16 protein-coding genes are annotated in these 23,242 nt (G+C 72.2%); 6 read left to right on the top strand and 10 right to left on the bottom strand.

Features of this window, described 5'->3' with window-relative positions; all coding sequences use genetic code 11:
- The first annotated feature begins 101 nt into the window (after positions 1 to 101).
- The gene (locus tag ACIGQF_RS02595) at positions 102 to 1,004 is read left to right on the top strand and encodes a hypothetical protein (protein ID WP_399704458.1); all 903 of its coding nucleotides are present in this window, start codon (positions 102 to 104) and stop codon (positions 1,002 to 1,004) included.
- Positions 1,005 to 1,138: 134 nt separating this feature from the next.
- On the opposite strand, the gene ACIGQF_RS02590 is transcribed toward ACIGQF_RS02595, so the two are convergent.
- Complete coding sequence (locus tag ACIGQF_RS02590) at positions 1,139 to 1,522, bottom strand: MarR family winged helix-turn-helix transcriptional regulator (protein WP_399704455.1); 384 nt, start codon at positions 1,520 to 1,522, stop codon at positions 1,139 to 1,141.
- A 1,657-nt stretch (positions 1,523 to 3,179) separates the two neighbouring features.
- On the opposite strand from ACIGQF_RS02590, the gene lanKC reads away from it, so the two are divergent.
- From lanKC to ACIGQF_RS02570, 4 genes are all read left to right on the top strand, one after another.
- Complete coding sequence (lanKC, locus tag ACIGQF_RS02585) at positions 3,180 to 5,810, top strand: class III lanthionine synthetase LanKC (RefSeq protein WP_399704772.1); 2,631 nt, start codon at positions 3,180 to 3,182, stop codon at positions 5,808 to 5,810.
- Positions 5,811 to 5,849: 39 nt separating this feature from the next.
- Positions 5,850 to 5,981 (top strand): SapB/AmfS family lanthipeptide, encoded by a 132-nt coding sequence (locus tag ACIGQF_RS02580; protein WP_399704453.1) that lies wholly within the window; start codon positions 5,850 to 5,852, stop codon positions 5,979 to 5,981.
- A gap of 133 nt (positions 5,982 to 6,114) precedes the next feature.
- A complete protein-coding gene (locus ACIGQF_RS02575; RefSeq protein ID WP_399704450.1) occupies positions 6,115 to 7,866 on the top strand; it encodes an ABC transporter ATP-binding protein in 1,752 nt (583 codons plus the stop codon).
- Positions 7,863 to 9,776: an ATP-binding cassette domain-containing protein gene (locus ACIGQF_RS02570; RefSeq protein ID WP_399704448.1), complete on the top strand. Its 1,914-nt coding sequence runs from the start codon at positions 7,863 to 7,865 to the stop codon at positions 9,774 to 9,776. The genes ACIGQF_RS02575 and ACIGQF_RS02570 overlap by 4 nt, the downstream gene beginning before the upstream one ends.
- 469 nt (positions 9,777 to 10,245) lie before the next feature.
- Here ACIGQF_RS02570 and gdhA read toward each other — a convergent pair whose 3' ends face one another.
- The 9 genes from gdhA to ACIGQF_RS02525 form a co-directional block, all read right to left on the bottom strand.
- Complete coding sequence (gdhA, locus tag ACIGQF_RS02565; RefSeq protein ID WP_399704445.1) at positions 10,246 to 11,625, bottom strand: NADP-specific glutamate dehydrogenase; 1,380 nt, start codon at positions 11,623 to 11,625, stop codon at positions 10,246 to 10,248.
- 59 nt (positions 11,626 to 11,684) lie between these two features.
- The gene (locus tag ACIGQF_RS02560; protein ID WP_399704442.1) at positions 11,685 to 12,929 is read right to left on the bottom strand and encodes a beta-ketoacyl-[acyl-carrier-protein] synthase family protein; all 1,245 of its coding nucleotides are present in this window, start codon (positions 12,927 to 12,929) and stop codon (positions 11,685 to 11,687) included.
- Entirely contained in the window at positions 12,926 to 13,195 is a 270-nt protein-coding gene (locus tag ACIGQF_RS02555; protein ID WP_399704439.1) for an acyl carrier protein, read from the bottom strand. Before ACIGQF_RS02555 ends, ACIGQF_RS02560 begins: the two co-directional genes overlap by 4 nt.
- Positions 13,168 to 14,268 (bottom strand): beta-ketoacyl-ACP synthase III, encoded by a 1,101-nt coding sequence (locus ACIGQF_RS02550; RefSeq protein ID WP_399704437.1) that lies wholly within the window; start codon positions 14,266 to 14,268, stop codon positions 13,168 to 13,170. Before ACIGQF_RS02550 ends, ACIGQF_RS02555 begins: the two co-directional genes overlap by 28 nt.
- Before the next feature lie 39 nt (positions 14,269 to 14,307).
- The gene (locus tag ACIGQF_RS02545) at positions 14,308 to 15,147 is read right to left on the bottom strand and encodes an SDR family NAD(P)-dependent oxidoreductase (protein ID WP_399704435.1); all 840 of its coding nucleotides are present in this window, start codon (positions 15,145 to 15,147) and stop codon (positions 14,308 to 14,310) included.
- Positions 15,144 to 16,238 (bottom strand): 3-oxoacyl-ACP synthase III family protein, encoded by a 1,095-nt coding sequence (locus tag ACIGQF_RS02540; RefSeq protein ID WP_399704432.1) that lies wholly within the window; start codon positions 16,236 to 16,238, stop codon positions 15,144 to 15,146. Before ACIGQF_RS02540 ends, ACIGQF_RS02545 begins: the two co-directional genes overlap by 4 nt.
- Positions 16,235 to 18,097 carry an acyl-CoA dehydrogenase gene (locus tag ACIGQF_RS02535; RefSeq protein ID WP_399704430.1) on the bottom strand — a complete coding sequence of 621 codons (1,863 nt, stop codon included), beginning with the start codon at positions 18,095 to 18,097 and terminating at the stop codon, positions 16,235 to 16,237. Before ACIGQF_RS02535 ends, ACIGQF_RS02540 begins: the two co-directional genes overlap by 4 nt.
- Complete coding sequence (locus ACIGQF_RS02530) at positions 18,094 to 19,137, bottom strand: acyltransferase domain-containing protein (protein WP_399704428.1); 1,044 nt, start codon at positions 19,135 to 19,137, stop codon at positions 18,094 to 18,096. Before ACIGQF_RS02530 ends, ACIGQF_RS02535 begins: the two co-directional genes overlap by 4 nt.
- A gap of 261 nt (positions 19,138 to 19,398) precedes the next feature.
- Positions 19,399 to 20,772, bottom strand: coding sequence for a hypothetical protein (locus ACIGQF_RS02525; RefSeq protein WP_399704425.1), 1,374 nt, complete (start codon positions 20,770 to 20,772; stop codon positions 19,399 to 19,401).
- 515 nt (positions 20,773 to 21,287) lie between these two features.
- On the opposite strand from ACIGQF_RS02525, the gene ACIGQF_RS02520 reads away from it, so the two are divergent.
- Positions 21,288 to 22,631 carry a hypothetical protein gene (locus ACIGQF_RS02520; protein WP_399704423.1) on the top strand — a complete coding sequence of 448 codons (1,344 nt, stop codon included), beginning with the start codon at positions 21,288 to 21,290 and terminating at the stop codon, positions 22,629 to 22,631.
- Positions 22,632 to 23,242 lie beyond the last annotated feature (611 nt).

The following is a 23,242-nucleotide window of genomic DNA, read 5'->3' as shown; positions in this document are numbered from 1 at the left end:
GAGAGACACAGCGGGGGGACAGGTCGATGATGAGGAAAGTTCGTGGGCGCTGGTCGCTCGGTCTCGGGCTCGGCGTCGCTGCTCTGCTCGGGCTCGCGCCGTTGGTCTCGGCCAGCGGCGCGGCCCGTTCCGATGCGGCGGAGCCGGTCGAGTCGAGCAGCTTGCCGGCTCTGACGTCGTTCAACAAGGTCTCGCTCGGCGATGGCTTCGTCGAGACCTTGTACGCCGCCGACGCCGCCAGGCATCCGAAGGTGATTGCTGTCCGAGTCGACGCAGCGGCCATGAAGTCGCTGCCGTCGGCGCCGAGCCATGACGGTCAGACGTGCTTCGACAAGGACGGCGACGGCATCAACCTTGAGACGGACTGTGCGAGTGGCCACGAGCGTGATCTGTGGCTCCCGAAGCTCAACGGTCTGCCGTTCAAGTGGCTGATGTTCAACTGGCAGATGCACGGTCACGGTCCCACGCATGTTTTCGACAAGCCGCACTTCGACCTGCACTTCTTCATCCAGGATTTCGCGGCCCGTAATCAGATACGCACCGGGCCGTGCAATCTCGTCATCAATTGCGATGACGACGCGAAGGCCAAGAAAACCGTGCCGGCACCGTACGCCCCGGAGGGCTGGGGGCTGCCCGGCGCCGCGGGCCGCATGGGGAACCACCTCATCGATCCCAACGCGGCCCCGGCCAACGGTGATCCGTTCACCCAGGCATTCGCCTACGGTACGTGGGACGGGCACATCACTTTCTGGGAGCCGGTACTGAACAAGGACTGGATCGTCGCGACGAAGCCGTCAGCGGCGTGCCGGTCGATACCTCAGACACCGGCGGTGGAGAAGTCGGGGTACTACCCCACCCAGATGTGCACGCGCTACGGCTCGAACGGTGACATGACGTTCACGCTGGAGAAGTTCGTGGAACGGACGGCACCCGCGGGCGCCGAGGCCTCTGCGGAGGCCACCGGCACCCGCACGCAGTCGGAGGCGGTGCAGCAGCACCACTGACGACCGGCTTCGTGCAGCGTGCCCGTGCGACTCACTCCGAGTCGCACGGGCACGCGCTGTTTGCTCCGTTCCGGGTACAGTCGGCCGGCCGCTCAGCCGGAGAACGGATGGGCGTCCCGGCGGTCCGGCGCCCCTCATGCACCCAGCCACCCGACGATGCGATCGAGCCCGTTGGGCCGCCCGACCTTCTCCAGCGCATCCTCCACCAGGGCCATGTCGCCCTCGCCGACCTCCGCCGCCCATTCGTCGCGCAGTTGGTTCAAGATGTCGCCGGACAAGGTGAGCGCTTCCACGCCCCGTGCCGTCAAGCTCACCACGATCTGCCGCTGGTCCCTGGCACTCGCCTTCCGCTGCACATAACCGAGCTTTTCCAGTCCTGCCACCGTCTTGCTGGCGGCCTGCTTGGATACTCCCAGCCGTCGGCCGAGATCGGTGATGCTCCCACCCTGGCTGATCATTTGCATGGCGATGCCGTGCGCCGGACGCAGATCGGGATGCCCCAGGTCGGCGAGGCGCACGTGCAGCTCGTCGATGAGGACACGGAATGCCGTGAGGAGGAGAAAGGGAAGCGCGTTCCCGGGGCGTTGGGGCAGCATATGAGACCTAAGGGGCTACGTTCGCTCGATCACAGAACCTTATCAGTCGGTTGACGAGAGAGAACGATCTGTCAATGCCGCCTTATTGGCTTGTTCACAAACTGATGGCGTTCTTCTGCAGAAGGTCCGCGTACGGCTGAGGGGACGGCGGCGACTGTCGAACGCAGTAGCGGAGACACGCGACCATCGCGGCCTGGCACGAGCGCGATCAACCTCGTGCCCTTCTCCGGAACCACATTCTGACCCCTCCGTGGTCTTGGTGCGGGACTCGGCGGCACCTGGAGCGCCGAGATCACAGGAGGTCTTCGACGCGCATCAGCGCCACCGCCAGCCATCAGAGGAGCGCGGGGCGACCGGTGGCTCACCGGTGTGGCGTACAGGGCAACTCTGCCTCCGACTTGAACAGCTACGAGGTAGAAGCGGTCGTGCGCGACCACCGTCGAGGCGAGTTCCCCGCTGGCGTACAGGAACGGTGGGAGTGTCGGGTGGGGACGTGTCGGGCAAGAAGCTTCGCCTTCTGCTGACCTCTTGCTACGGCGATGCTGTCGCCGTGAACACGTGGAACACCTACACGTGGAAGTCCGCCACCGCGAAGGCCGACATCATCCCGCCGCAGGCTGAAGGGCGAAGCAATGGCTATGGGCTGCGCCCAAGGATGGTTTTCCGCGTGCTGCGGTACATATATTCCTCACCAAGTGAGTAGGGGCTGGAGACAGCCCGACGGGGGCCTGGCATTGCGCGTATCCGTGAAGTCCTTCAGTACGCCCACCGCTTCACCTCTCGTGGGCAGCTTCGGCCCTGGGTCCCACAGCGGGAAGGCGCGTGAGGTAAGCGGAGCTCTGTGCACGTCTGGAGCGGCCCGGCCGGAACGCTCACCGAACGGCCCATGACCACGAAGAGATCTGCAGTCGCACCATGGGACGGGTCTTCACCGCCTTACTGGACCGCCGCCCTTAGCAGTGCTGCCGTCCACGGGGCCCTCCCCCTGGCGCTGCAGCGACGCAACTTCGCCGGGATGCGGGGTGGGGCCGGCAGGGCACCGCGCTGGATCACCTCACCATGGCGCGGCTCTCGCCCCGCCCTGCCCGGCCAGGATCCTCGCCCCTCTCGACCGGACGCGCGGTACTCACGAGGTACCCGATGGCCTCGCCATGAGTTCACAGACGGGCGGGCAGTGCGGCTGGCCCGGGCGGCCGGTGCGGGCGCGCCGTGTCTGCACCGGTGTTCGGTCGGCATGCCGCGGGCGACGGGCCGTTTCTTTTTCCGGATCGCCTCGGCCTCCTCGGGCGTGGGCGCGGTGGACCGGGCCGAGTCAGGACACGTGCCGCATGACATATGACGGGGGCCGGCAGCGGCCGGGGCGCGGGCGCCCTGGCGTCGATGCTCCTCACCTGGGCAAACCGTTCGGGCTGCGCGGCCCTTGTGACCGGCATATGCATTTCTCATAGGCGTGAGGTGACTTTTGTGACTGTTGGTGCCTGCCGTCCCCGTGGGAGCGTCGCTGTGCCGGAAACGTGGCGCAAATGCAGTGCCACTCCTGGCCATTGACGACGGTCTGAGGAACGACGCGGGGGTGGGCATGAATCCGGAGTACGCCGCTTATTGCGACGCCGACCGCTGGTTCTACGACACTCCCCGCCGGGTGACGGAGGAGCACCGGGGCGGCGGTCTTTTCGAGGAAGCGGCGTGCCCCGCGGTCCCGGAGGGGTGGGAGGAGCTGCACAGCGGCGACTGGACGGCGTTGTCGCCTGCCGGTTTGCGTCTCCCCGCCCAGGGTTGGAAGATCCATGTCTCCGCGGGCCTGGACAACGCCGGCACGGTGCTGCGCACGGTCGCCGGGTACTGCTTCGCGCAGCGGATCGCGTTCAAGTTCGTGCCGAGCAGGTATCTGCTCCACATCAAGAACGCCAAGTACGCGGACCGCGCGAGCAGCGGCAAGTTCATCACGGTGTACCCCGTGGACGACAGGGACTGCGAGGAGACGGCGCGGGAGCTGGACCGGTTGCTGGCCGGCGAGCACGGCCCGTACATCCTGAGCGATCTGCGCTGGCGTGACGGCCCGGTGTACGTGCGGTACGGCGCGTTCGCCCGGCGCTACTGTCACGGTGACGACGGTGAACTGGTCCCCGCCGTCGCGAATCCGGCGGGAGAGCTCGTACCCGATCTGCGTGGACCGTCGTTCCGGTTGCCGGAGTGGGTTTCTCCGCCGTCGTTTCTCGCACCGCACCTGGCGGCGCGTTCCGAGCAGAGCCTGGCCGACCTGCCGTACGTCATCGAGCGAGCGCTGCACTTCTCCAACGGCGGTGGTGTCTATGCGGGGCGCGACCGGCGCACCGGACAACCGGTGGTGCTCAAGGAGGGCCGCCCGCACGCGGGGCTCGCGGCCGACGGGGCCGACGCGGTGAGCCGGCTGCGCCGTGAGCAGTGGGCACTGGAGCGGCTTGCGGGCCTGGACTGCGTCCCGCAGGTGCTGGATGCCTTCACCCTCGGCGAGCACCACTTCCTGGTGCTGGAGTACGTCGAGGGCACCACGCTCAACAGTGTCTTCGTGCGGCGGTTCCCCCTCTCCGAAACCGATCCGCCGGCCGACAGGCTCGCCGCGCACACGGAGTGGGCGGAGCGTGTGTTCGGGCTGGTGGAGCGGGCGGTGCGGCAGGTCAACGATCGGGGGCTGGTCTTCGGGGACCTGCACATGAGCAATGTGATGGTCTCGCCGGACGAGTGCTCGGTCACCCTCCTGGACTTCGAGTCCGCCTCACCTGCCGAGGAGAACCGGCGTCAGGTGGTGGCCAATCCCGCGTTCGTCGCCCCCGCCGACCGCCGCGGGACGGAGATCGACCGGTATGCGCTGGCCTGTCTCAGACTGGCGCTGTTCGCGCCGCTCACCATTCTCTTCCCGCTCGACCGCACGAAGGCGGGCCACCTGGCGGACATCATCGCTGACCGGTATCCGGTACGACGCGAGGTGCTCCACCGGGCAGTCGGAGAAATCACCGCCACGTCCCCGGCCGCCACGGTGGTCACCGGTGTCTCCCCGTCCGCCACGGCGGTGCCGTCCGCTCCGCCGGCGTATCTGCCGGTGCGTCCCGGCGACTGGCCAGCGGCGCGTGACTCCATGGTGCGGGCCATCCTCGCCTCCGCCACACCGCAGCGCAGTGACCGCTACTTCCCGGGCGACATCGCCCAGTTCGCCACACCGTGCGGCGGGCAGTCCTTCGGGTACGGCACCGCGGGCGTGCTGTACGCGCTGCAGAGTGCGGGCATCCGCTGCGAGGACGCCGAGGAGTGGCTGCTGCTGCGCAGCAAAGAGCCCGAGTCCGGGACGCCGGTCGGCTTCTACGACGGGCTGTCCGGCATCGCCTGGGCCCTGGCGGGGCTGGGGCACCGCGCTGCGGCCGCCGAACTCGCACACCTGGTCGCCCGGCAGCCGCTGTACGGCCTGAACTCCGGCCTGCACTCCGGGCTGGCCGGAGTCGGCCTCGCCCTGCTGGAGCTGGCTCCGCTCCTTGAGGAACCAACGCTCCACGAGACCGCGCTGCGCTGCGCGGAGCTGACCGCCGACCGCCTCTCCACCGAGCCCGCCGGCAACGCGCGCGCCGGTCTGCTGCGCGGCGCCGCCGGGCCCGCGCTGCTCTTCCTCCGCCTCTACGAACGCACCGGCAATCCCGCCCTCCTGGATGCCGCGGCAACGGCGCTCCGCAGCGACCTGGCCCGTTGCGTCCGCGACGACCGCGGGGCGCTGCTGGTCCGCGAGCCCCGCCGTACGATGCCGTACCTCGGCGGCGGCAGCGTGGGCATCGGCATGGTCCTCGACGACTATCTCGTCCACCGCGAGGACGAGGAGTTCGCCGCGGCACGGACGGAGATCCTCCAGGCCGCGCGCTCCTCCTTCTACATCCAGCCGGGGCTCTTCCGGGGCGTTGCGGGCCTGATCCTGCACCTCTCCCGGACGTCCACACCCGGCGACGGCAGACACCAGGACGTGGCCCGCCAGTCCGAGCTCCTCGCCTGGCACGCGATCCCCTACCAGGGGCAGCTCGCGTTCCCCGGGGAGCAGCTGTCACGGCTGTCGATGGACCTGTCCACCGGTACCGCCGGGTGTCTGCTCGCCCTTGGCAGTGTGCACCAACCCGACCGGGCGCACCTGCCCTTCCTCCCGCCGCTGCGGCGGCCCACAGACCGGTCCCAGCCAGGGGCCGATGGCAAGTAGCACAACCCACACCGCTCAGTCCCCAGAAAGGTAACAGTCATGGCACTGCTCGACCTTCAGGCGATGGACACCCCGACCGAGGAGGCCGCGGGCGACCTGGCCCACGGCAGCCAGGTATCGCTGCTCATCTGCGAGTTCAGCTCCCTCAGCGTCGCCGCCTGCACCCCGTGACGCAGGTCCGTCCCTCGTCCGGCCGCTGAGGCGCCGGCCCCGGCCGGCGCCCGGTGAAGGGACGCTCCTCCGGTTCCGGGCGGACTCCGTTCCGCCCGGAACCGGCCGTCCCCGCACTCCCTCAGGAGGAACCATGGGCCCGCCCACGGTGAGCACGGCGGAGGCAGGTGCCCCCGGCCCCCTGCTGCGGGCCGCATCCCGGCACAGCGCGGGGCGGCTCACGGCGGTGGCGCTCTGCTCCGTCGCGGCCTCGGGCGCGGCGCTCACCGTGCCCACCGCGCTGGGCCACGCCGTCGATGTGCTGCTTTCCGGCGGTGGGGACGGCAGCGGGGCGGTACTGCTCTGCGCCGCGCTGCTCGCCGCGGAGATCGGGCTGGACGCCGCCGTGGCCTGGCTCGGCGGTACGGTCACGGCCCGTTCCACCTCGTGGCTGCGGCACGGCGGCATCCGCCGACTGCTGACGGCCGCACCGCACCGCGCCGGCTCGCTCGGCGCCGGAGACCTGACCACCCGGCTGACCGCCAACACCGCCGACGCGGGGACCGTGCCCGTCACAACGGTGACCGTCGCGACCGCGGCGCTCCCACCGGTGGGGGCGCTGGTGGCCCTGTTCGTCATCGACGCGTGGGCCGCGGTGGCCTTTCTGGCGGGCGTGCCCCTGCTGCTGCTTCTCCTGCGTACGTTCGTCCGGGGCACCGCCGAGAGCAACGCCGCGTACCAGCGTCTGCAGGCCACGATCGCGGGCCGACTGGGCGAGGCGCTGGTCGGCGCGCGGACCATCGCCGCGGCCGGCACCGGTGACCGGGAACGGGACCGCGTGCTCTCCTCCTTGCCCGGACTCGACGCGCAGGGCCGCCGCATGTGGCGGGTGTACGGACGCGCCATGGCGCGCGGCAGTGTCCTGATGCCGCTGCTGACCACCGTCGTCCTCGCCGTGGGCGGGCTCCGGCTGGTCGCGGGGCAGCTCAGCGTCGGCGACCTGCTCGCGCTGTCCCGTTACGCGACCCTGGCGGCAGGTGTCGGTGCGGTCACCGGTGCGCTCAACTCGCTGGCCCGGGGGCGTGCCGCGGCTCGCCGCGTGGCGGCGCTGGAGGAGCTGCCGCCGCTGCGGCACGGGGGCGCGTGCCTTCCGGCGGACGGCAACGGCGCGCTGGAGCTCCGTGACGTCGTCGTCGACCGGGACGGCAAGCGGCTGCTGGACGTCCCCGCGCTGCGGCTGCCGGGCGGCACGACCACGGCCGTCGTCGGCCCGTCGGGCTCCGGCAAGACGCTGCTGGCCGCGGTGGCGGGGCGGCTGCTCGACCCGGACACCGGCACGGTGCTCCTCGATGGCGTACCGCTGCCGGACCTGACGTACGAGCAGACCCGGCGGGCGATCGGCACAGCGTTCGCGCGCCCCGTGCTCTTCGGGCCGACCGTCGAGGAGGCCCTCGCCTGCGGCCCGCGACGGCCGACACCACCGGAGGTACGGGAGGCGGCGCGCGCGGCCGGTGCGGACGGCTTCGTCACACTGCTGCCGGACGGTTACCGCACCTGTCCGGACGCGGCCCCGCTCTCCGGCGGCGAACGTCAACGACTGGGCCTGGCCCGCGCGTTCGTGGGCGGCGAACGGCTGCTGATCATGGATGACGCCACGTCCAGCCTCGACACCGTCACCGAGCAGCAGGTCAACCGCGCGCTGCTCTCAACGGTACGGGCCCCCACCCGGCTCATCGTGGCGCACCGGCCGTCGTGTGCAGCCCTCGCCGACAAGGTGGTCTGGCTGGAGCGCGGGAAGGTACGGGCCACCGGGAGTCACCAGCAGCTGTGGCAGGACCCGGACTACCGCGCCAACTTCACCGCAACGGGCCCACCGGTGCCCACGGCGACCGGAGCGGAGCGGTGAGCACGCTTCACGAGCGGGCGACGTCTTCCCGCACGACGCCTCCTCGTAGGAAGCCTCCCCGTACGAAGGGATGTCCGGAGCCGAGTGCCACGGCGGAGAGGCCGCTGCGGCGGCTCCGGCGTCCCGGGCGCCGCTTCCTGCGGCGGCACCGCCGCTCCCTCGCCGTGCTCGCGGGCTGGTCGCTGCTGGAGTCCGGGCAGACCTTCCTCGGCGGGTACGGCGCGGCGCGCGCGCTGGACGACGGCTTCCTGGCGGGCCGTCCGGTGGCCGGCCTGCTCTGGCTGGCGGCCTCGGCGACGGGCATCGTCCTCGGTGGCTGCGCCGTACGGGGGGTGTTCACGGGCCTGGCCGGGCTGGTGGAACCACTGCGCGACGGGCTCGTACGGCGGACGGTGCAGCGTGCGCTGGACGACGCGCTCACCGACCCCGCCCGTGCGGACATCTCGTCGGTGTCCCGGCTCACCGGGCAGACGGAGGCAGTGCGGGACGGCTTCGCCGGGGTGGTGCTCACCCTGCGCTCATTCGTGTTCACCGCGGTCGGCGCGCTGCTCGGGCTCGGTGCGCTCGCGCCGGTGCTGCTGCCGTTCGTGCTGCTGCCGCTCGCGCTGGGCATCGGCCTGTTCCTCCTGACCCTCTTGCCCATGGCCAGGTGGCAGCGTGCCTTTCTCGACGCCGACGAGGCGCTGGCAGCCGCGGCCGGACGGGCCTGCGAGGGGCTGCGGGACATCACTGCCTGCGGCGCGGGCCCGCGCGCCACTCGGGAGCTGGACGCGCTCGTCACGGCCGAGGCCTCCGCTTCCCGGGCGCTGGCCCGGTGGTCCGCTGCACGCACCGGGGCGCTCGGGGCCGCGGCGCACCTCCCCGTGCTGTCCTTGCTGGCCGGTGCGCCGTGGCTGCTGCGGAACGGCGTCACCGCAGGGGCCCTCCTCGGAGCGCTCACCTATCTGACGCAGTCCCTGCTGCCTGCGCTCAACACGCTGATGACCGCGCTCGGTGCCGCGGGCACCCGGCTGCTGGTGATACTCGACCGGCTGGTCGGACCGGCCGCCTCCCCGGCGCCCCGCCCCGGTACCGGCGGCGTACCGGCCGACGGGCCGGTTCCGATGACGACCGGCACCGTGCGTAACAGCCACACGCCTGCTCTCCGCGCACCCGCCCCCTCCACCCCCGCACCCGACGCCACGGGGCCGTGCCCGCCCGCGGTCGAACTCCGCTCCGTGACCTTCGGATACGGAGGCCGGCCCGTACTGAACCAGCTGGACCTCACCGTACGGCGCGGTGACCATCTGGCCGTGGTCGGTCCCAGCGGAATCGGCAAGTCCACGCTGACCGCGCTGATCGCCGGGATGGTCACGCCCGGAACCGGCGACGTCCTCGTGGCCGGCGACACAGTCATGGGCTGCCCCGCCCGGGAGTTGACGGACCGGCGTGCGCTCGTACCGCAAGAGGCATACATCTTCAGCGGATCGGTCCGCGAGAACATCTGCTACCTGCGGCCGGACGCCACGGACGAGGAACTGGGCTCCACCCTCGACGCGCTGGACCTGCACCGGATGGTGGACGGGCTCGGCGGGCCGTCGGCGACCGTGGACCCGCACCGGCTCTCCCTGGGCGAACGTCAGCTGCTCGCCCTCGCCCGAGCCCACCTCTCCCCGGCCCCGCTGCTCCTGCTCGACGAAGCGACCTGTCATCTGTCCCCGCGGGAGGAGGGCCGCGCGGAGGCGGCACTGGCGGCGCGGCCGGGCACGCTCATCGTGGTGGCCCACCGACTCTCCTCGGCCCGTCGCGCCGACCGCGTGCTGGTACTGGACGGCACCCGCCCCGCGCTCGGCACCCACGACGAACTCCTGACCCGCTCTCCGCTCTACCGGGACCTGGTCGGGGTCTGGCACGGCGGCACGGCCCACTGAACATCACACCCGGCGCCCACCGCCGTCGGAGCGCCCACCGGGCCTTGCGGGACGACCTGACCGGAAGCGCGGTGAACCGCCAGTACCGCCGGTGCCGGTGGGGTGGGCACCCGGAGTGCAAGTGGGTTTCGGCCTTCATCGGTTCGAGGTGGACGAGGTGCTCGATGACGTGGTGAATCGTGGGCCGTTCCCGTACGACGGAGCTGGGGGCGCTCATGGCGGCCACGCTGGCGGCGATGAGGTGGCGCGCGGTACTGACGGTGAAGGCCGCCTGCGCGCGGGTGAAGCCCATCCTTGCGGTCCGGCCCACGGCAGTACTCACTCGACCATGCGGCCGCAGCGGTGGCGGTCGATGAGCGCCCGGCCTGGCGGTCGGGGCACTGATGTCCACCGTGCCGCGCTCGACCGGCCCGTGCGTCCACTCGGCGTCGAGCACGGGCCGGACGCTCGCCCGCAAGCTCCGGGCTCCTCAGACCGTCCCTTGAGCGAGCATGGCGACGGCAACCCGTTCAAAGCCCGCGATATCGGCGCCCAGGACGTAATCGCCGGGCGCACCGTACCGGTCGGCGGTCGCGCGGCAGGTGTCGTGGATCTCGCGCATGACGGCCGAGAGCCGTTTCTCCACGAGTCGGGCGGGCCAGGTGTCGCGCCGGGCGTTCTGCTGCATCTCGAACGCGCTGACGGCGACGCCGCCGGCGTTGGCCGCCTTGCCCGGGCCGAACGCCACACCGGCCTCCCGCAAGAGGCGCACGGCGTCCGGTGTGGTGGGCATGTTCGCGCCCTCGGACACGGCCTTCACCCCGTTCTCCACCAAGGTCGACGCGGCCCCGGCGTCCAACTCGTTCTGCGTGGCCGAGGGCAGCGCGACATCGCTGGGAACGTCCCACACACTGCCGCCGGCCACATAGTGCGCCGACGCGCCACGACGTGCCGCGTACTGGCTGACCCGGCCCCTCTCCACTTCCTTGACCTGTCGCAACAGGGCCACGTCGATCCCCTTCCCGTCGACTACACAGCCCCCGGAATCGGAAGCGGTGACGACGTGGGCGCCCATGTCCTGCGCCTTCTCGATGGAGTGGAGCGCGACGTTGCCCGAGCCGGACACCGTGACGCGCTGCCCGTCCAGGTCCTCGCCGCGGGCTCGCAGCATCAGGGCGGCGAAGAGCACGTTGCCGTAACCGGTGGCCTGCTTCCGCACCGCCGAGCCGCCCCAGGCAGGGTCCTTTCCGGTGACCGTCCCCGCCTCCCACCGGTTGGTGATGCGCCGGTACTGGCCGAAGAGGTAGCCGATCTCGCGCTCGCCGACACCGATGTCACCGGCCGGTACGTCGGTGTGCTCGCCGAGGTGCCGGTGGAGTTCGGTCATGAAGGACTGGCAGAAGCGCATGACCTCGCCGTCGGAGCGGCCGCGGGGGTCGAAGTCGCTGCCGCCCTTCCCGCCGCCGAGGGACAGCCCGGTGAGCGCGTTCTTGAAAACCTGTTCGAAACCCAGGAACTTCACGATGCCGAGGTTCACCGACGGGTGGAACCGCAAGCCCCCTTTGTACGGTCCCAGGCTGCTGTTGAACTCCACGCGGAACCCGCGGTTGACCCGGGTCCTCCCGGAGTCGTCCGTCCAGGGGACCCGGAAGAGGATCTGCCGTTCGGGCTCCAGGATGCGTTCGACGAGTCCCGGCTCGTTGAACTCCGGGTGCGCGGTGAGCGCCGGTGCGATGTGCTGCAGGACCTCCAGCACCGCTTGGTGGAATTCCGGCTCGCCGGGGTTGCGACGCAGGAGGTCGGAGTGGAGTTGTTCGAGTACCAGCAGTTCAGGGGTCAGGACGCGTCCTCCGGCCGTGGCGGTCGGCATGGGGTCCTCCTTTCGCTGTGCGGATGTATGTGATCGGGCCGGGGCGTGGCCGTATGGGGCTACGCCGCCGGGCGGAAGACGAGCACGGTGTTGTGCCCGCCGAACCCCAGTGAGTTGCTCAGTGCCAGATGGATCCGCTGTGGCCGGGGAGCGCCGGACACCACGTCCACGGTGTCGGTTCCCGGGCCGGCGCGCAGGAAGTTGGCGGTGGGCGGTACGAGGCGGTGCTCGACCGTCAGTGCGGTGAGTGCGGCTTCGATGGCTCCCGCCGCCCCCATGGTGTGCCCCGTGACGCCCTTGGGAGCGGTCACCGAGGGCGGATCGGCGGAGAAGTGCGCGTGCAGCGCCGCGGCTTCGACGCGGTCGTTGAGGGGAGTGCTGGTGCCGTGCGCGTTGATGTGGTCGACCTCGTCCGGCGTGGCACCGGCCGTGCGCAGGGCCTCCCGGACGGCCCGGCCGAGGCCGCGCCCCTCAGGGTCCGGTGCCACCGGGTGGTGGGCGTCGGCGGAGGCCGCGCAGCCGGCCAGCTGCGCGTGGACGGGGGCCCCGCGTGCCCTGGCGTCGTCGGCCCGTTCCAGTACCAGCACGCCGGCTCCCTCACCGATGACGAAGCCGTCCCGGTCGCGGTCGAAGGGCCGCGAGGCGGCAGCGGGGGCGTCGTGGCGGCGGGAGAGTGCCCCCATCCGCGCGAAGGCCGTGGTGCACAGCGGTGTGACCATGGCGTCGGCGCCGCCGGCGACGGCGATGTCGCAGGCGTCGCTCAACAGAAGCATGGCCGCGGTGGCGACGGCACTCGCGCCCGAGGCACACGCGGTGGCCGTGTGCAGCACGGGCCCCGTGGCCCGCAGGCCGATGGCCAGGTGTCCGGCTGCCATGTTGGGCAGGAAGGCGGGCAGGGTCAGCGGCGAGACCGCCCTGTCGCCGGTGTCGAGGAACCTCCGGGACTGCTCCTCGTACGTCCCCACGCCGCCGGCCGCCGAGCCGAGGACCACCGCCACCCGGGTGCCGTCCCACTCGGCGGGCGCGAGGCGGGCGTCGGCGACGGCCTCGTGGGCGGCGGCCAGCGCGAACTGGGTGAACCTGTCGTGCCGGGACGGCCGGGGCCCCGGCACGTGCGCCCGCGGGTCGAAGCCCGGCACCCGGCACGAGAACGCGACCGGCAGCCCCGCCAGCGCGGGATCGGCAGCCGCCGCGGACCGCCCCGAGCAGACCCCCGCCCAGGTCGCTTCCGTGCCGATGCCCGCGGGCGTGACCAGGCCGATGCCGGTGACGGCGACGGCCCCGGCCTGCCCGCTTTCGGTCACCGCGGGGTCCCGGGCGCCGTCGGCGCCGGTCCGCCGGACACCTGCTCCTGCACGACGCGGGCGAACTCCTCCAGCGTCAGGTCGGCGGCGGCCTCGTCCTCCTCCAGTTCCGTGCCCCAGTGCTCCTGGAGGGTGACGTAGAGCTCGACGAGGGCCAGCGAGTCGAGTTCCAGGTCGGCGAGCGTGACATCGGGACGGATGTGCTCGGCGTCGACCTCGAACTTGTCGGTCAGGACGGTCACGAGGTGGTCGTAGACAGCTTCCACGGCTGCTTCCTCCTTGCGGATCGGGGGGTGGTTTCGGCAGTGCGGATTTCGGGGTCGCGGTTCAGCGACCGGGCCTCTGGCCACCGCAAGGCGATCGAGCCCCAGGTGAGGCCGCCGCCGAAAGCCGTCAGCAGACTGCGGGCTCCGGGGCGGACGGCCGTGTGCCTCGCCGTGTCGGCCAGGGCGAGCGGGATGGACGCGGCGGCGGTGTTGCCGACGTCGCGGATGTTGCCGTGGCGGTAAGCGGCGGGGATGCCGATGCGGTCGGCGACGGAGTCGAGGATGCGCTGGTTGGCCTGGTGGCCGATGAAGGCCCCGACGCTTTCCGGCTGCCATCCCGCCCGGTCGAGCACGGCCTGCGAGGATTCGGCCATCCGGCGCACGGCCTGTCCGTACACCTCTCGGCCCTGCATCCGGAAGTAGCGTGTTCCGCGATCGAGCCGCGCGGAGGTGTCGGGCCGGCGGGAGCCGCCCGCCGCGATGGCGATCAGGTCGCTGCCGGCGCCGTCGGACCCCAGGTCGACGGCGATGACGGCACCGGCCTCGCCGGTGTGCCCCGGACGGAGCAGCACGGCCCCCGCCCCGTCACCGAAGATCACGGCGGTGTCGCGGTCCAGCGGGTCGACGATGGTCGAGTACGTTTCGGCGCCGATCACCAGCGGCCGCTCGCAGACACCGCTCTTGATGAGGGCGGTGGCGACGGCGACGCCGTAGACGAAGCCCGAGCACACCGCGGCCAGGTCGAAGGCAGGCACCGGACCCAGGCCGAGACGGTGTGCGACTTCGGGTGCGGTCGCCGGGCAGCGGCGGTCCGGTGTCGTGGTCGCCACCAGGACCAGGTCGGCGCGGCAGCGCGCGGACGCCTCGGCGGCCCGGCCGGCCGCCACGGCCAGGTCACCGGTGCTGACACCTTCGTCCGCCTGCCGCCGGCGGGCGATGCCCGTGCGGGAGCGGATCCACTGGTCGGTGGTCTCCAGCACCCCGCGGCGCGTCACCTCGTCGTTCGACACGACGCGTGGCGGCAGGCAGGCGCCGATGCCGTGGACGACGGCCGTAGGACTCTGCTGTGCCATGGTCTGCAGTCCTTGCTCTCGGAGCTCTCGGAGTACCGGTCAGGCCGCGAAGGGCGAGGCCGGTTTCGGGATGCCGGCGAGTCCGCCGTCGGGCACGGACGCGCCGCCGTCGAGCAGCAGGGCCTGCCCGGTGAGGAAGGACGCGGCGGGGGAGGCGAGGAAGAGCGCGGCGTACGCGACTTCCTCCGGCTCCGCCCACCGGCCCATCGGCACGTGCGCCATCAGCCAGTCCGACAGGGGCCCCGTGGAGTAGGCGAAGGCGGTCATGTCCGTACGGGTCCACCCCGGGCACAGGGCGTTGACGCGGATGCCCGCGCGGGCCCAGCCCGACGCGAGACTGCGGGCGAGGGAGATCTGGGCCGCCTTGGATGCGGCGTAGGCCTCCATCCGGGGCGTTCCCGCCACGCCGGCGAGGGAGGACATCAGCACCACGGAGGGCCGGGAGGAGGCGGCGAGGTGGGGGTACGCGCGCCGGCACAGCGCGGCCGTGGCGTTGAGGTTGACCGACAGCACCTGGTCCCAGTCCTCCTGCGCGGAGTCCTGCAGGGGAACCATGGCAGGGCTGCCGTCGGGCAGGGAGGGGAGGAGGCCGGCGTTGTGGACCACGACGTCCAGGCCGCCGAGCCCGGCCGCCGCGTCGTCCACCGCCGCCTCCGCCGCCCGGCTCCGCGCGAAGTCGCCCGGCACGAGGACCGCGGTGCGCCCTTCGCCCCGTACCAGCGCGGCGGTCTCCTCCAGGGCTCCGGCGCTCCGGGCGGACAGGGCGAGGTCGGCGCCGGCCTGCGCGAGGGCCAGCGCCACGGCCCGGCCGATGCCGCGGGAGGCCCCGGTCACGAGGGCGCGAGCGCCGTCGAGCCGGAAGGATTCGAGTGCTTTCATGACGGACTCCTTTGAACGGCGGGGGTGTCTGCGTGGTGCGGGGGAGGGGGTGCGCACAGGCGGGGCGCGAGGCGGATGGTCGGCGCGCCGGTCCAGGTCAGCAGTGAGCTGCCCCAGGTCAGGCCGGCGCCGAAGGCGGCGATCAGTACCCGGCCGCCGCGCGGCAGGAGTCCGCGGGCGGCCGCGCCGGCCAGGGCGTACGGGGCGCTGGCGGCACCGATGTTGCCCACCTCGTCGCCCACGATGACCAGGCGCTCGGACGGGATGCCGATGCGGTCGCCGAGGTTTCGCAGCAGGACAGGGTTGGGCTGGTGGGTGATGAACGCGTCGATGTCCTCCAGGCGGAGCCGGTTGCGGGCCAGGCTCTCGTCGACGAGGCGCGGGAAGATCTCGGTGATGAAGTCGCGTACCGCGCGGCCGTCCATGTGGATGTGGTGCCGGCCGTCGTCGAGCGTGGCCGTGCTGGCGGGCGCGCGGCTGCCGCCGGCCGGAATGAGGACGTGGTGGGCCCCGGTCCCGTCCGACCCGAGCCGGAAGTCGGTGAATCCGCCGTCCTGCACGGGCCCCAGCACCGCGGCGGCCGCCCCGTCGGCGAAGAGCACTGCCGTGCCGCGGTCCGTGGGGTCGACGAACTTGGAGTACGCCTCGACGCCGACGACGGCCGCGTAGCGCGTGCAGGAGTCCTCGCGCAGCCAGCTGTGCGCGACCCGGGTGGCGAAGAGCCAGCCGGAGCAGGCCGCGCTGACGTCCAGGGCCACCGCGTTGCGGGCACCGGTCAGGGCCTGGACGCGGCAGGCCGTGGAAGGGCCCAGTTCGTCGGGGGTCGAGGTGGCGGCCACCAGGACGTCCAGCTGGTCGATGTCGATGCCCGCCGCGGCGACGGCGGCCCGTACGGCCGCCGCGGCCAGCTCGGAGGCCGCCTCGTCCTGGGCAGCGACGTGCCGGGCGCGTACTCCCGTGCGTTCGGTGATCCAGTCGGGGGTGACGCCGACGGGGCCGGCGACGTCGTGGTTGGCGCGCCGGGTCCGTGGCAGGTAGGTACCCATCCCCAGGATCCCGATGCGCGGAGCGGTCGTGGACGAACGGATCATGACGGCCCTTCCGGTGGCCGGTTCAGGTGGTCGGTCAGCGCCGCGGCGTAGTCGTGCGCGCCGAGCGGAGCGGGCGGGGCGGACCGCGGCGTGCTCATCGCCTCGGTCAGCAGCGGCAGGTGGGGCAGCAGCCGGTCGCACAAGCCGTCCATCGCTCCGTGCAGGGCACGCGCCTGCGACGTGCTCAGGACGCCGGAGGACAGCAGACGTCCGGCCAGGCGCCGCGCCTGTGCTGCTCCGTACAGCGCGGCCAGCGGCTCCAGGACGGTGCGGAGCGCGGGGTCGTGGACCGTGGCCAGGGTCTCGGCCACGCTCTCGGCGGCCAGGCGGTCGGCGTACGCCTCGCCCAATTCCCGCGCCGGGTCCAGCAGAGGGTTCCACAGCTCCAGGCCCTCCAGTCCCGCTTCAGTGCCCTCCCGTACGGCCTGCCGCAGTTCCCCCGCCAGCCGCTGCTCCTGTCTCCTCGCCAGAGCGGGCCACCACGCGGGGTCCGTCACCGGCAGGCCGGACGGCTCGGGTGCCGTATCGGGGGCGTCGTGGTACTCCGCGGCCATGGCGCGCCCCGCGTCCAGCAGGATCAGATGGCTGTCACCGCCGGCACTGTCGAAGGCGTGCGCGAAGCCGTGGTAGGCAGAAAGTTGGTTGGCCGCCAGGAATCCGGGCAGCCCGCACCGGTGCTGGCACTCCGCGGCCACACGCGCGGCGCTGCGCACCGACAGCGCCTTGAGCACCGCGAGTGGGCGGTCGACGGCCGTCCACGGGGCGAAGGCCATCCCATCACCACGGTCCGTCGTGGGACCGCGGCGGCCGGCCGCGGTGAGGGCGTCCGCCCACAGCCGCTGTGCCGTGCTGCCGGCACAGGTCAGCGCGAAGGACTCCGCCAAACAGTTGAGCAGCGCGCGTTGTTGAGGCCGGTAGGCCAGTACCGGCTCGCCGGGGGCGAGCCGGCCGTGGGCGCGGCGGCGTGCGGAGTGTCGCAGCGCCTGGACCGCACACCGGCGCGCCATGGCGGCCATCGCCGAGGGCAGTGTCGCCCAGAGGGCCTGTCCCACGCACAGGGTGCGCCGCAGCCGGGCATCCGGGCCCCCGAGCGGATCGCGGAACACTCCCTGCCCGTCGATGGACGCGCTGTCGCGCAGCCACTGCCCGTGGCCGAGACGTACGCCGCGGAACCGCACCAGCGCGTAATCCAGCGGGAGCGAGGGTAGTCCGACACTGCGGGAGATCTCCACGCCCGGCAGCGGCCCGCGCTCGTCGCTGAGGTCCACGAGGAAGGAGAACACCCCGCGGTCGACGCCGCCGACGAGCAGCCGGGCGCACACCACCGCGCTCTGCGGCAACGAAGGGGACCCGACTCCCGAGAACTTCGCCGCCCCCGCGTCCGGGGTGGTGAGCACGAACTCCCCGTTACCCGCATCGAACTCGGCGGTCGTCCGGATGCCCAGGTGGCTGCTGCCCTCCCCGATCTCCGTCACGAGGAAGACCCCCTTCGTCCGCGCCGTCTCCAGCGCCCGCCACCGTTCCCCCAGCTCGGTCGGGTCCGCCATGAGGGAGACGAGGGAGCTCAGGCACAGGGTGTAGTGGGAGAGGACAGCCATGTAGAGGGGAGGATCGGCGACCGCGACGCATTCGCTGAGGAGGGCGAGCCGGCCCGGGTCGCCGAGCAGCTCTCGGGCCGGTGGCAGTTGCTCCGTGAGCCGGCGCAGCCTCCGGTGGACGGCCAGGCCGTACTTGCCGTCGGAGGCCGCGGCTTCCCTGTCCGGCGCCAGCGCGGTCACGAGACGGTCGCGCAGCCCGGCGTCCGGGCAGGTGCCGCCGATGACCCGGGACAGTGCGTCCAGGTGCGGGGCAGAGGTCATCGGGACACCCCCGCAGAACGGGCGGCCGGGCCGGCAGGGAGCGTGTCCGCCGCGCCGGGCGAAGGCCACGGGACGCCGGGGTCCCACAGGGTGGCGTACGTCCTGCCGCCGGTGTCCGGCAGCACGCGCCGTGCGCTGCGGGTCAGCGCACGGCCCGTACCGGCTTCGAAGAGCAACGCACCTCTGGACGACGTCAGTTCGTGCAGCAGTCCGGGCAGGCGCGCCGGCCGCACCAGGCAGTCGGCGAGCCCGCGGTGGACGTCGTCGCCGGGCCGGTAGGCGCGGCCGCGCACAGCGGAGTGCACGGGGACGCGGGCCGGGCGCGCGGGGAGCGGGCGGATCGACGCCAGGAACGCCTCGGCCGCATCGCACAGGGACGGGTGGTGGGACGGGAACGGCAGCCGCAGCCGTACGACGGAAACCCCTTGCCCCTCGGCGATCTCCTCCACGGCGCGCAGGGCCGGGACGGGGCCGCTGACGACCGTTTCCTCAGGGTCGTTGACACAGGCCACAGCCACGTCGGGGGCGCCGGCCAGCAGGGCGACGGTGTGGCTCTCGCCGGTTTTGAACAGCGTCATGCCACCTGGGCACTCGGCCAGCCGGCGGGCCAGCAGGCAGGCGATGCGCGCTCCGTCCGGTACGGAGAACACCCCGGCCGCCGTGAGGGCGGCGATCTCACCGAAACTCACCCCGGCCACCTGCCGGGGCGGCAGCCCGATCGCGCAGAGCGCGCGGTGCACGGCGATCGAGGAGCAGAACAGGGCCAGTTGCGGTGTGCCGACCGGGGCCTCCGCGAGGTCCCTGCTGCTGGGCGGCGAATCGCCGAGGAGCGCTTCGGCCAGTGGCGGGATGCCGAACTCGGCCCCGGCTTCGGCTGCTTCGCCGAATGTGTCCGCGACGGCTGCGCGCACCGGGGCGTGGGCGCGTACGGCCTGAACGAGCGGTCCGAGCGCGAAGTCCCCCTGTCCCGGGAAAAGATGGACGATGTCGTACGGCTGGGGATACCGCTCGTTCCGCGTGGCGCGGGGAGGGCTGCTCATCACCGCTGTTCCTTCCTTCTCTCCGGTGCGGGTCCTGGTTCTGGCTGTGGGGGCGTGGCCGTTCGGGCCGGGACACCGGGACGCTTTCCGTCCCGTTTCGGTGGCGGCGCCGCATAATGGCCGGCGGTGTCCGCGGTGCCCCCGTCAGCGATTGAACAAGGCGTGCCGGTCCGTCGGGCGGTTCGGTGGCCGCGGGCTTGTTGAAGGGTGTGAAAGTTCCGGCGCCGGCCGGGCGTGAAAGTTCCACCTCTGGCTGCCGTTTCACGGAGTGCGCCGAAACGGCCTGCTCGTAGGCACGCGGTCGAGGACAGCGGCCGCGGCCGGTACCCGGCTGAAAGGCGCGAGGAGTTGCTGCATTCGGCTCACGGCATTGTCCGCCGTACCCGACCGGAGGACGGCACAGTGGTCGAGGAAGGACTGCCAGGAGGCACAGGCCTCCTCCACATAGCCGCTGCCCACCAGGATTTCCGCCCGGCACGCGTGGCTCAACGCGAGCCCGCGGTGATCCTCCGCCGGACGGCGGGCCAGGGAACGGTCCAGCGCCTTGCGGGCGGCGGCCAGGTCACCCAGGTGCCGGAACACCTCCGCGCTCTGGTAGGCGAGCGCGGCCGGCGAGTAGGCAGTGAAGGGCCCGGCCGCGTCCGCGTGCGACGCGGGGGAAGCCGAGTCGCGTTCCGCCCGGCCGAGGGAGTCGAGCGCTGCACGGCGCGCGCCGCAGGCGGCCTGTGCCACGGAGAGCTGGGACAGGAGGTAGGCGCCGGTCGCCCCGCCCGGGCCGCCGAGGCCGTCCCCCAGTGCGGCCTCGGCCGCGTGCAGGGCGGCGCGCCGGTGCCCCAGCGCGAGTGCCTGGGAGCTGAGCCCGCGCAGTACGACGGCCCATGCCGTACGGTCGCGGGACTCGGCGGCCAGGCGCAGGGCGGTGGTGAAGTGGCGCTGGGCGAGCCCGTGTGCGGACGCGTCCTGCTGCATCCGGGCGAGCAGGAAGGATAATCGGGAGGCCTCGACGAACAGGGACCGGCGTACCGTTTCCCCTCTTGTCTCGCGCAGCAGCGGAACGACGTCGTCGGAGAGGTGGGCGGCCAGCGACGACCGTCCCCGTCTGCCGCCGTGCGCATTGAAGGACGCGGCGTAGAAGCGGACGGCGAGCCGGACGACGGCGAGGTCCCCTTCGTTGCTCCCGTGCCGTGCGGCGGCTTCCAGGGGCGACGACCGGGGAACGGCCCGGTACATGTCCGCGAGGTCCGCCTCCCGGTAGGGCCGCAACCGGGCGGTGACCCGGAGCGCGGGGTCGTTCTCCTCGCCGCACAGCTCCGCGAGGACGGTTTCGGCCCGGCGGTTCCGCTCCGTGGCGCGCTCGTCCACCCCTTTAGCCATGCTCGCCCTGGAGGTGTCGAAGCCCGTGGCGCCCGGCGGCAGAGGTCTTCCCAGACGCCGGGCGAACGCCTCCGCCACCAGGGCCGGCACCGGGGGCACCGGCTGGGTACCGCTCAGCCAGTGGGCCACGGCCGTACGGTCGTAGGTCAGGTTCAGGCCGATCTCCGCGGCGAGTGCGTTGACGGACCGGGCCAGGGAGGACTGCGTCCACCGGGCCTCTGCCAGCAGGGCCCGAAGTTTCTCGTTGCGACGGCGCGGCATGGAATGCTCCTGTGTACTGGAAGGGGTGCGGAGGGCGATTTCACCGTCCCGGAACCGCGAAAAACCGGGAGCGGTCCGATCATTCTGAGACATTCACGTTGGGTCTCCGCGCCGCAAAAAGGCGCCGTGGGAGAGCTACGTGGAATGAATGGAGTAACTGTGCTGTAACCACTGTGTCTCTTGTTGCTGGGGAGGATCGAATCCTCAAACCTTTGAAATGCCGCACACCGCGTTGTGGCGGCGCCACCGGCGATTGTTCCGGCGGCTCGGCCCGAGGCAGGAGGAAAGAGTCCTGCCGCCTGCGGCAATTAAAGAGGCCCGGCCGGACCGTCCGGTCATCCGAGAGGGCTGGCCGAATACCCTCCCCGCGAACGGTCCGGGTATGGCCCAAGGCCTCCAGTCAACGGAATCATGAAGCGTACGCAGTGGGAAGTCTGTCTTTGCTCAGAGGCGTGAACGTGTTGAAGGCTGGCGTCACAACGGCGCGCGCCACTCTCTCCGGGACGGTTACCGCCATGGCGCGCAAGAGTACGAATCACCTTCTCCGGGCCCTGCTGACCGAAGCCGGCTGGTCGGCCGCCGACCTCTCCCGCGCCGTCAACGCCCTGGGCGACCTGCACGGCATGTCCCTGCGCTACGACCGGACCGCCGTGGCCCACTGGCTGGCCGGCTCACGCCCGCGCCCCGAGGTCGCCGGTCTGGTGGCCCAGGCGCTGAGTCGCCACGTCGGTCGCCTCGTCACGTCAGCCGATACCGGGCTGGTCAGCACCGGCGGGGCCGGCATGCCGGTGGCGTCGGTGCTGACGGTCAGGGAACCGGTGAAGAGGCTCGGCCTGCTGTGCCGGATGGACAGCGAGCCCGCCGGCCGTGCCGTGCTGGACCGCTCGGTCGTCTGTGCTGTGCCTCCCGCGCTGCCGCGGTGGGGGACCGGGCCCCGGCTCGCCTGCCCGGCGGGCCGCGGCAGACGCCGGGCCACCGAGGCGGACGCGGACCGGCTGGAGACGATGGCCGCCTTCACCGCCCTGATGTGTGAGCGGTACGGCGGCGCACACGGCAGGTCCGCGCTCGCGCTGTTCCTCGCCGAGGACGTCACCACGCTGCTCACCGCGCCTGCCCGCCCGCCCGTACGCCGCGCCGTCCTGACTGGAGCCGGCCACCTGACGCTGCTGCTCGGCAACATGACGTACGAGGTCGGCCGCCCCGCGCTGGCGCAGCAGTACCACACCCTTGCCCTCGAATTCGCCCACGCCGCCGAGGACCGTGCTGCCTACACGATCACACTGCGCTGCATGAGCCTGCAGGCCCACCGGCTCGGCGACCGCCGCCAGGCCGTCGCATGGGGGAACGCGGCCGTCGAACTCGCCGACGCGGACGTTCCGCACGCCGTCCGCGCGTTCGCACACGCGGGGCGCGCCGTCGTCCGGGCCGGCGGCGGCAGCCGCCGGGCCGTGGCGGACCTCACGGCGGCGGAGCGCCACTTGGCACGCGCGACGGGAGCCGAGGGGGCCTTCACCAGCTATCCGGAAGCCGCCCTGCGCTACCAACGGGCCGAAGCCCTTTCACTCCTCGGCGACCGGGCCGAGGGGCGGGCGGAGCTGGAAGCCTCCCTGACCCGCCGCCCCGCCGACCACCACAGGGCACGCGCCTTGCTGCACGCCCGGCTCGCCCGCGCCCTACTGGCCGACCACGAGGTCGAAGCCGCGGTCGCGCACGCCCACGACTTCCTGGACCACTACCAGCGGCTGGCCAGGGGGTCCGCACACGGCGTACCCGGCTCCCTGCTGCGGGAGTTCACCCCCTACCGCAGAATCGCCTCCGCCAAAGCCCTCAGGGAGCGGCTGCGGGCGACGGCGCCGTAACACCGGCGCGCTCGTCCGGTTCGGCCGCAGGAGCCCATCCGGTGCGTGTCGCGACTGGTGGCCCGTCGCTCTCCACATGCGGCCCGGCCATGGCGATCAGCAACAGCGCAGCCACATCAAAAGGATCTGTCACACCACTACAGATATCGGCGCACACCGGCGCCCAATCCGCCTCCTCGGCCCACATCACCGATCAGGCTAGGCACATCACCCATAAGCATCCGCGCGCGACGAGCGGGGCTACTGGGCGGCTTCCTTCCGCCTCGGCCCCGCCCGGGCCGGTCCTGGACGAAGGGAAGCAACCCGTGGGGGCATCGAGGACGTCCTGGAGCGCGCCGAGCGCGGGGCGTCCACGGTCGGCTGCCCATGAACCCGTTAGCGCAGAACCGCCTCCTGGCCCGCGGAGGTCATGAAGCGCGAGACGGTGGAGGTGTGGCAGCCGCGGGTCCGGCAGCGCCGCCGCAAGCAGACCGCCAACTGCGGCACACCAGCGAGACCCGCGCCCGCCACACCGTGCCCATCGTCACGACCGACAACGATTTCAAGGGCGGCGGTCGTCGCGCCAACGACCTCGAAGTGGAATGCACCGACATCGACTGCATCGATGTTTC

The organism is Streptomyces sp. NPDC053560 (assembly GCF_044544605.1).
Taxonomy (GTDB): domain Bacteria; phylum Actinomycetota; class Actinomycetes; order Streptomycetales; family Streptomycetaceae; genus Streptomyces.
Note: the sequence above shows the minus strand (reverse complement) of the source record. Positions and strands in the feature narration are given on the sequence as shown.

Coding starts and splice junctions, on each gene's coding strand:
- ACIGQF_RS02550 (WP_399704437.1), bottom strand. CDS start 14,268: ATGGCACAGCAGAGTCCTACGGCCGTCGTCCACGGCATCGGCGCCTGC.
- ACIGQF_RS02545 (WP_399704435.1), bottom strand. CDS start 15,147: ATGAAAGCACTCGAATCCTTCCGGCTCGACGGCGCTCGCGCCCTCGTG.
- ACIGQF_RS02535 (WP_399704430.1), bottom strand. CDS start 18,097: ATGACCTCTGCCCCGCACCTGGACGCACTGTCCCGGGTCATCGGCGGC.
- lanKC (WP_399704772.1), top strand. CDS start 3,180: ATGAATCCGGAGTACGCCGCTTATTGCGACGCCGACCGCTGGTTCTAC.
- ACIGQF_RS02530 (WP_399704428.1), bottom strand. CDS start 19,137: ATGAGCAGCCCTCCCCGCGCCACGCGGAACGAGCGGTATCCCCAGCCG.
- ACIGQF_RS02540 (WP_399704432.1), bottom strand. CDS start 16,238: ATGATCCGTTCGTCCACGACCGCTCCGCGCATCGGGATCCTGGGGATG.
- ACIGQF_RS02520 (WP_399704423.1), top strand. CDS start 21,288: ATGGCGCGCAAGAGTACGAATCACCTTCTCCGGGCCCTGCTGACCGAA.
- ACIGQF_RS02575 (WP_399704450.1), top strand. CDS start 6,115: ATGGGCCCGCCCACGGTGAGCACGGCGGAGGCAGGTGCCCCCGGCCCC.
- gdhA (WP_399704445.1), bottom strand. CDS start 11,625: ATGCCGACCGCCACGGCCGGAGGACGCGTCCTGACCCCTGAACTGCTG.
- ACIGQF_RS02525 (WP_399704425.1), bottom strand. CDS start 20,772: ATGCCGCGCCGTCGCAACGAGAAACTTCGGGCCCTGCTGGCAGAGGCC.
- ACIGQF_RS02580 (WP_399704453.1), top strand. CDS start 5,850: ATGGCACTGCTCGACCTTCAGGCGATGGACACCCCGACCGAGGAGGCC.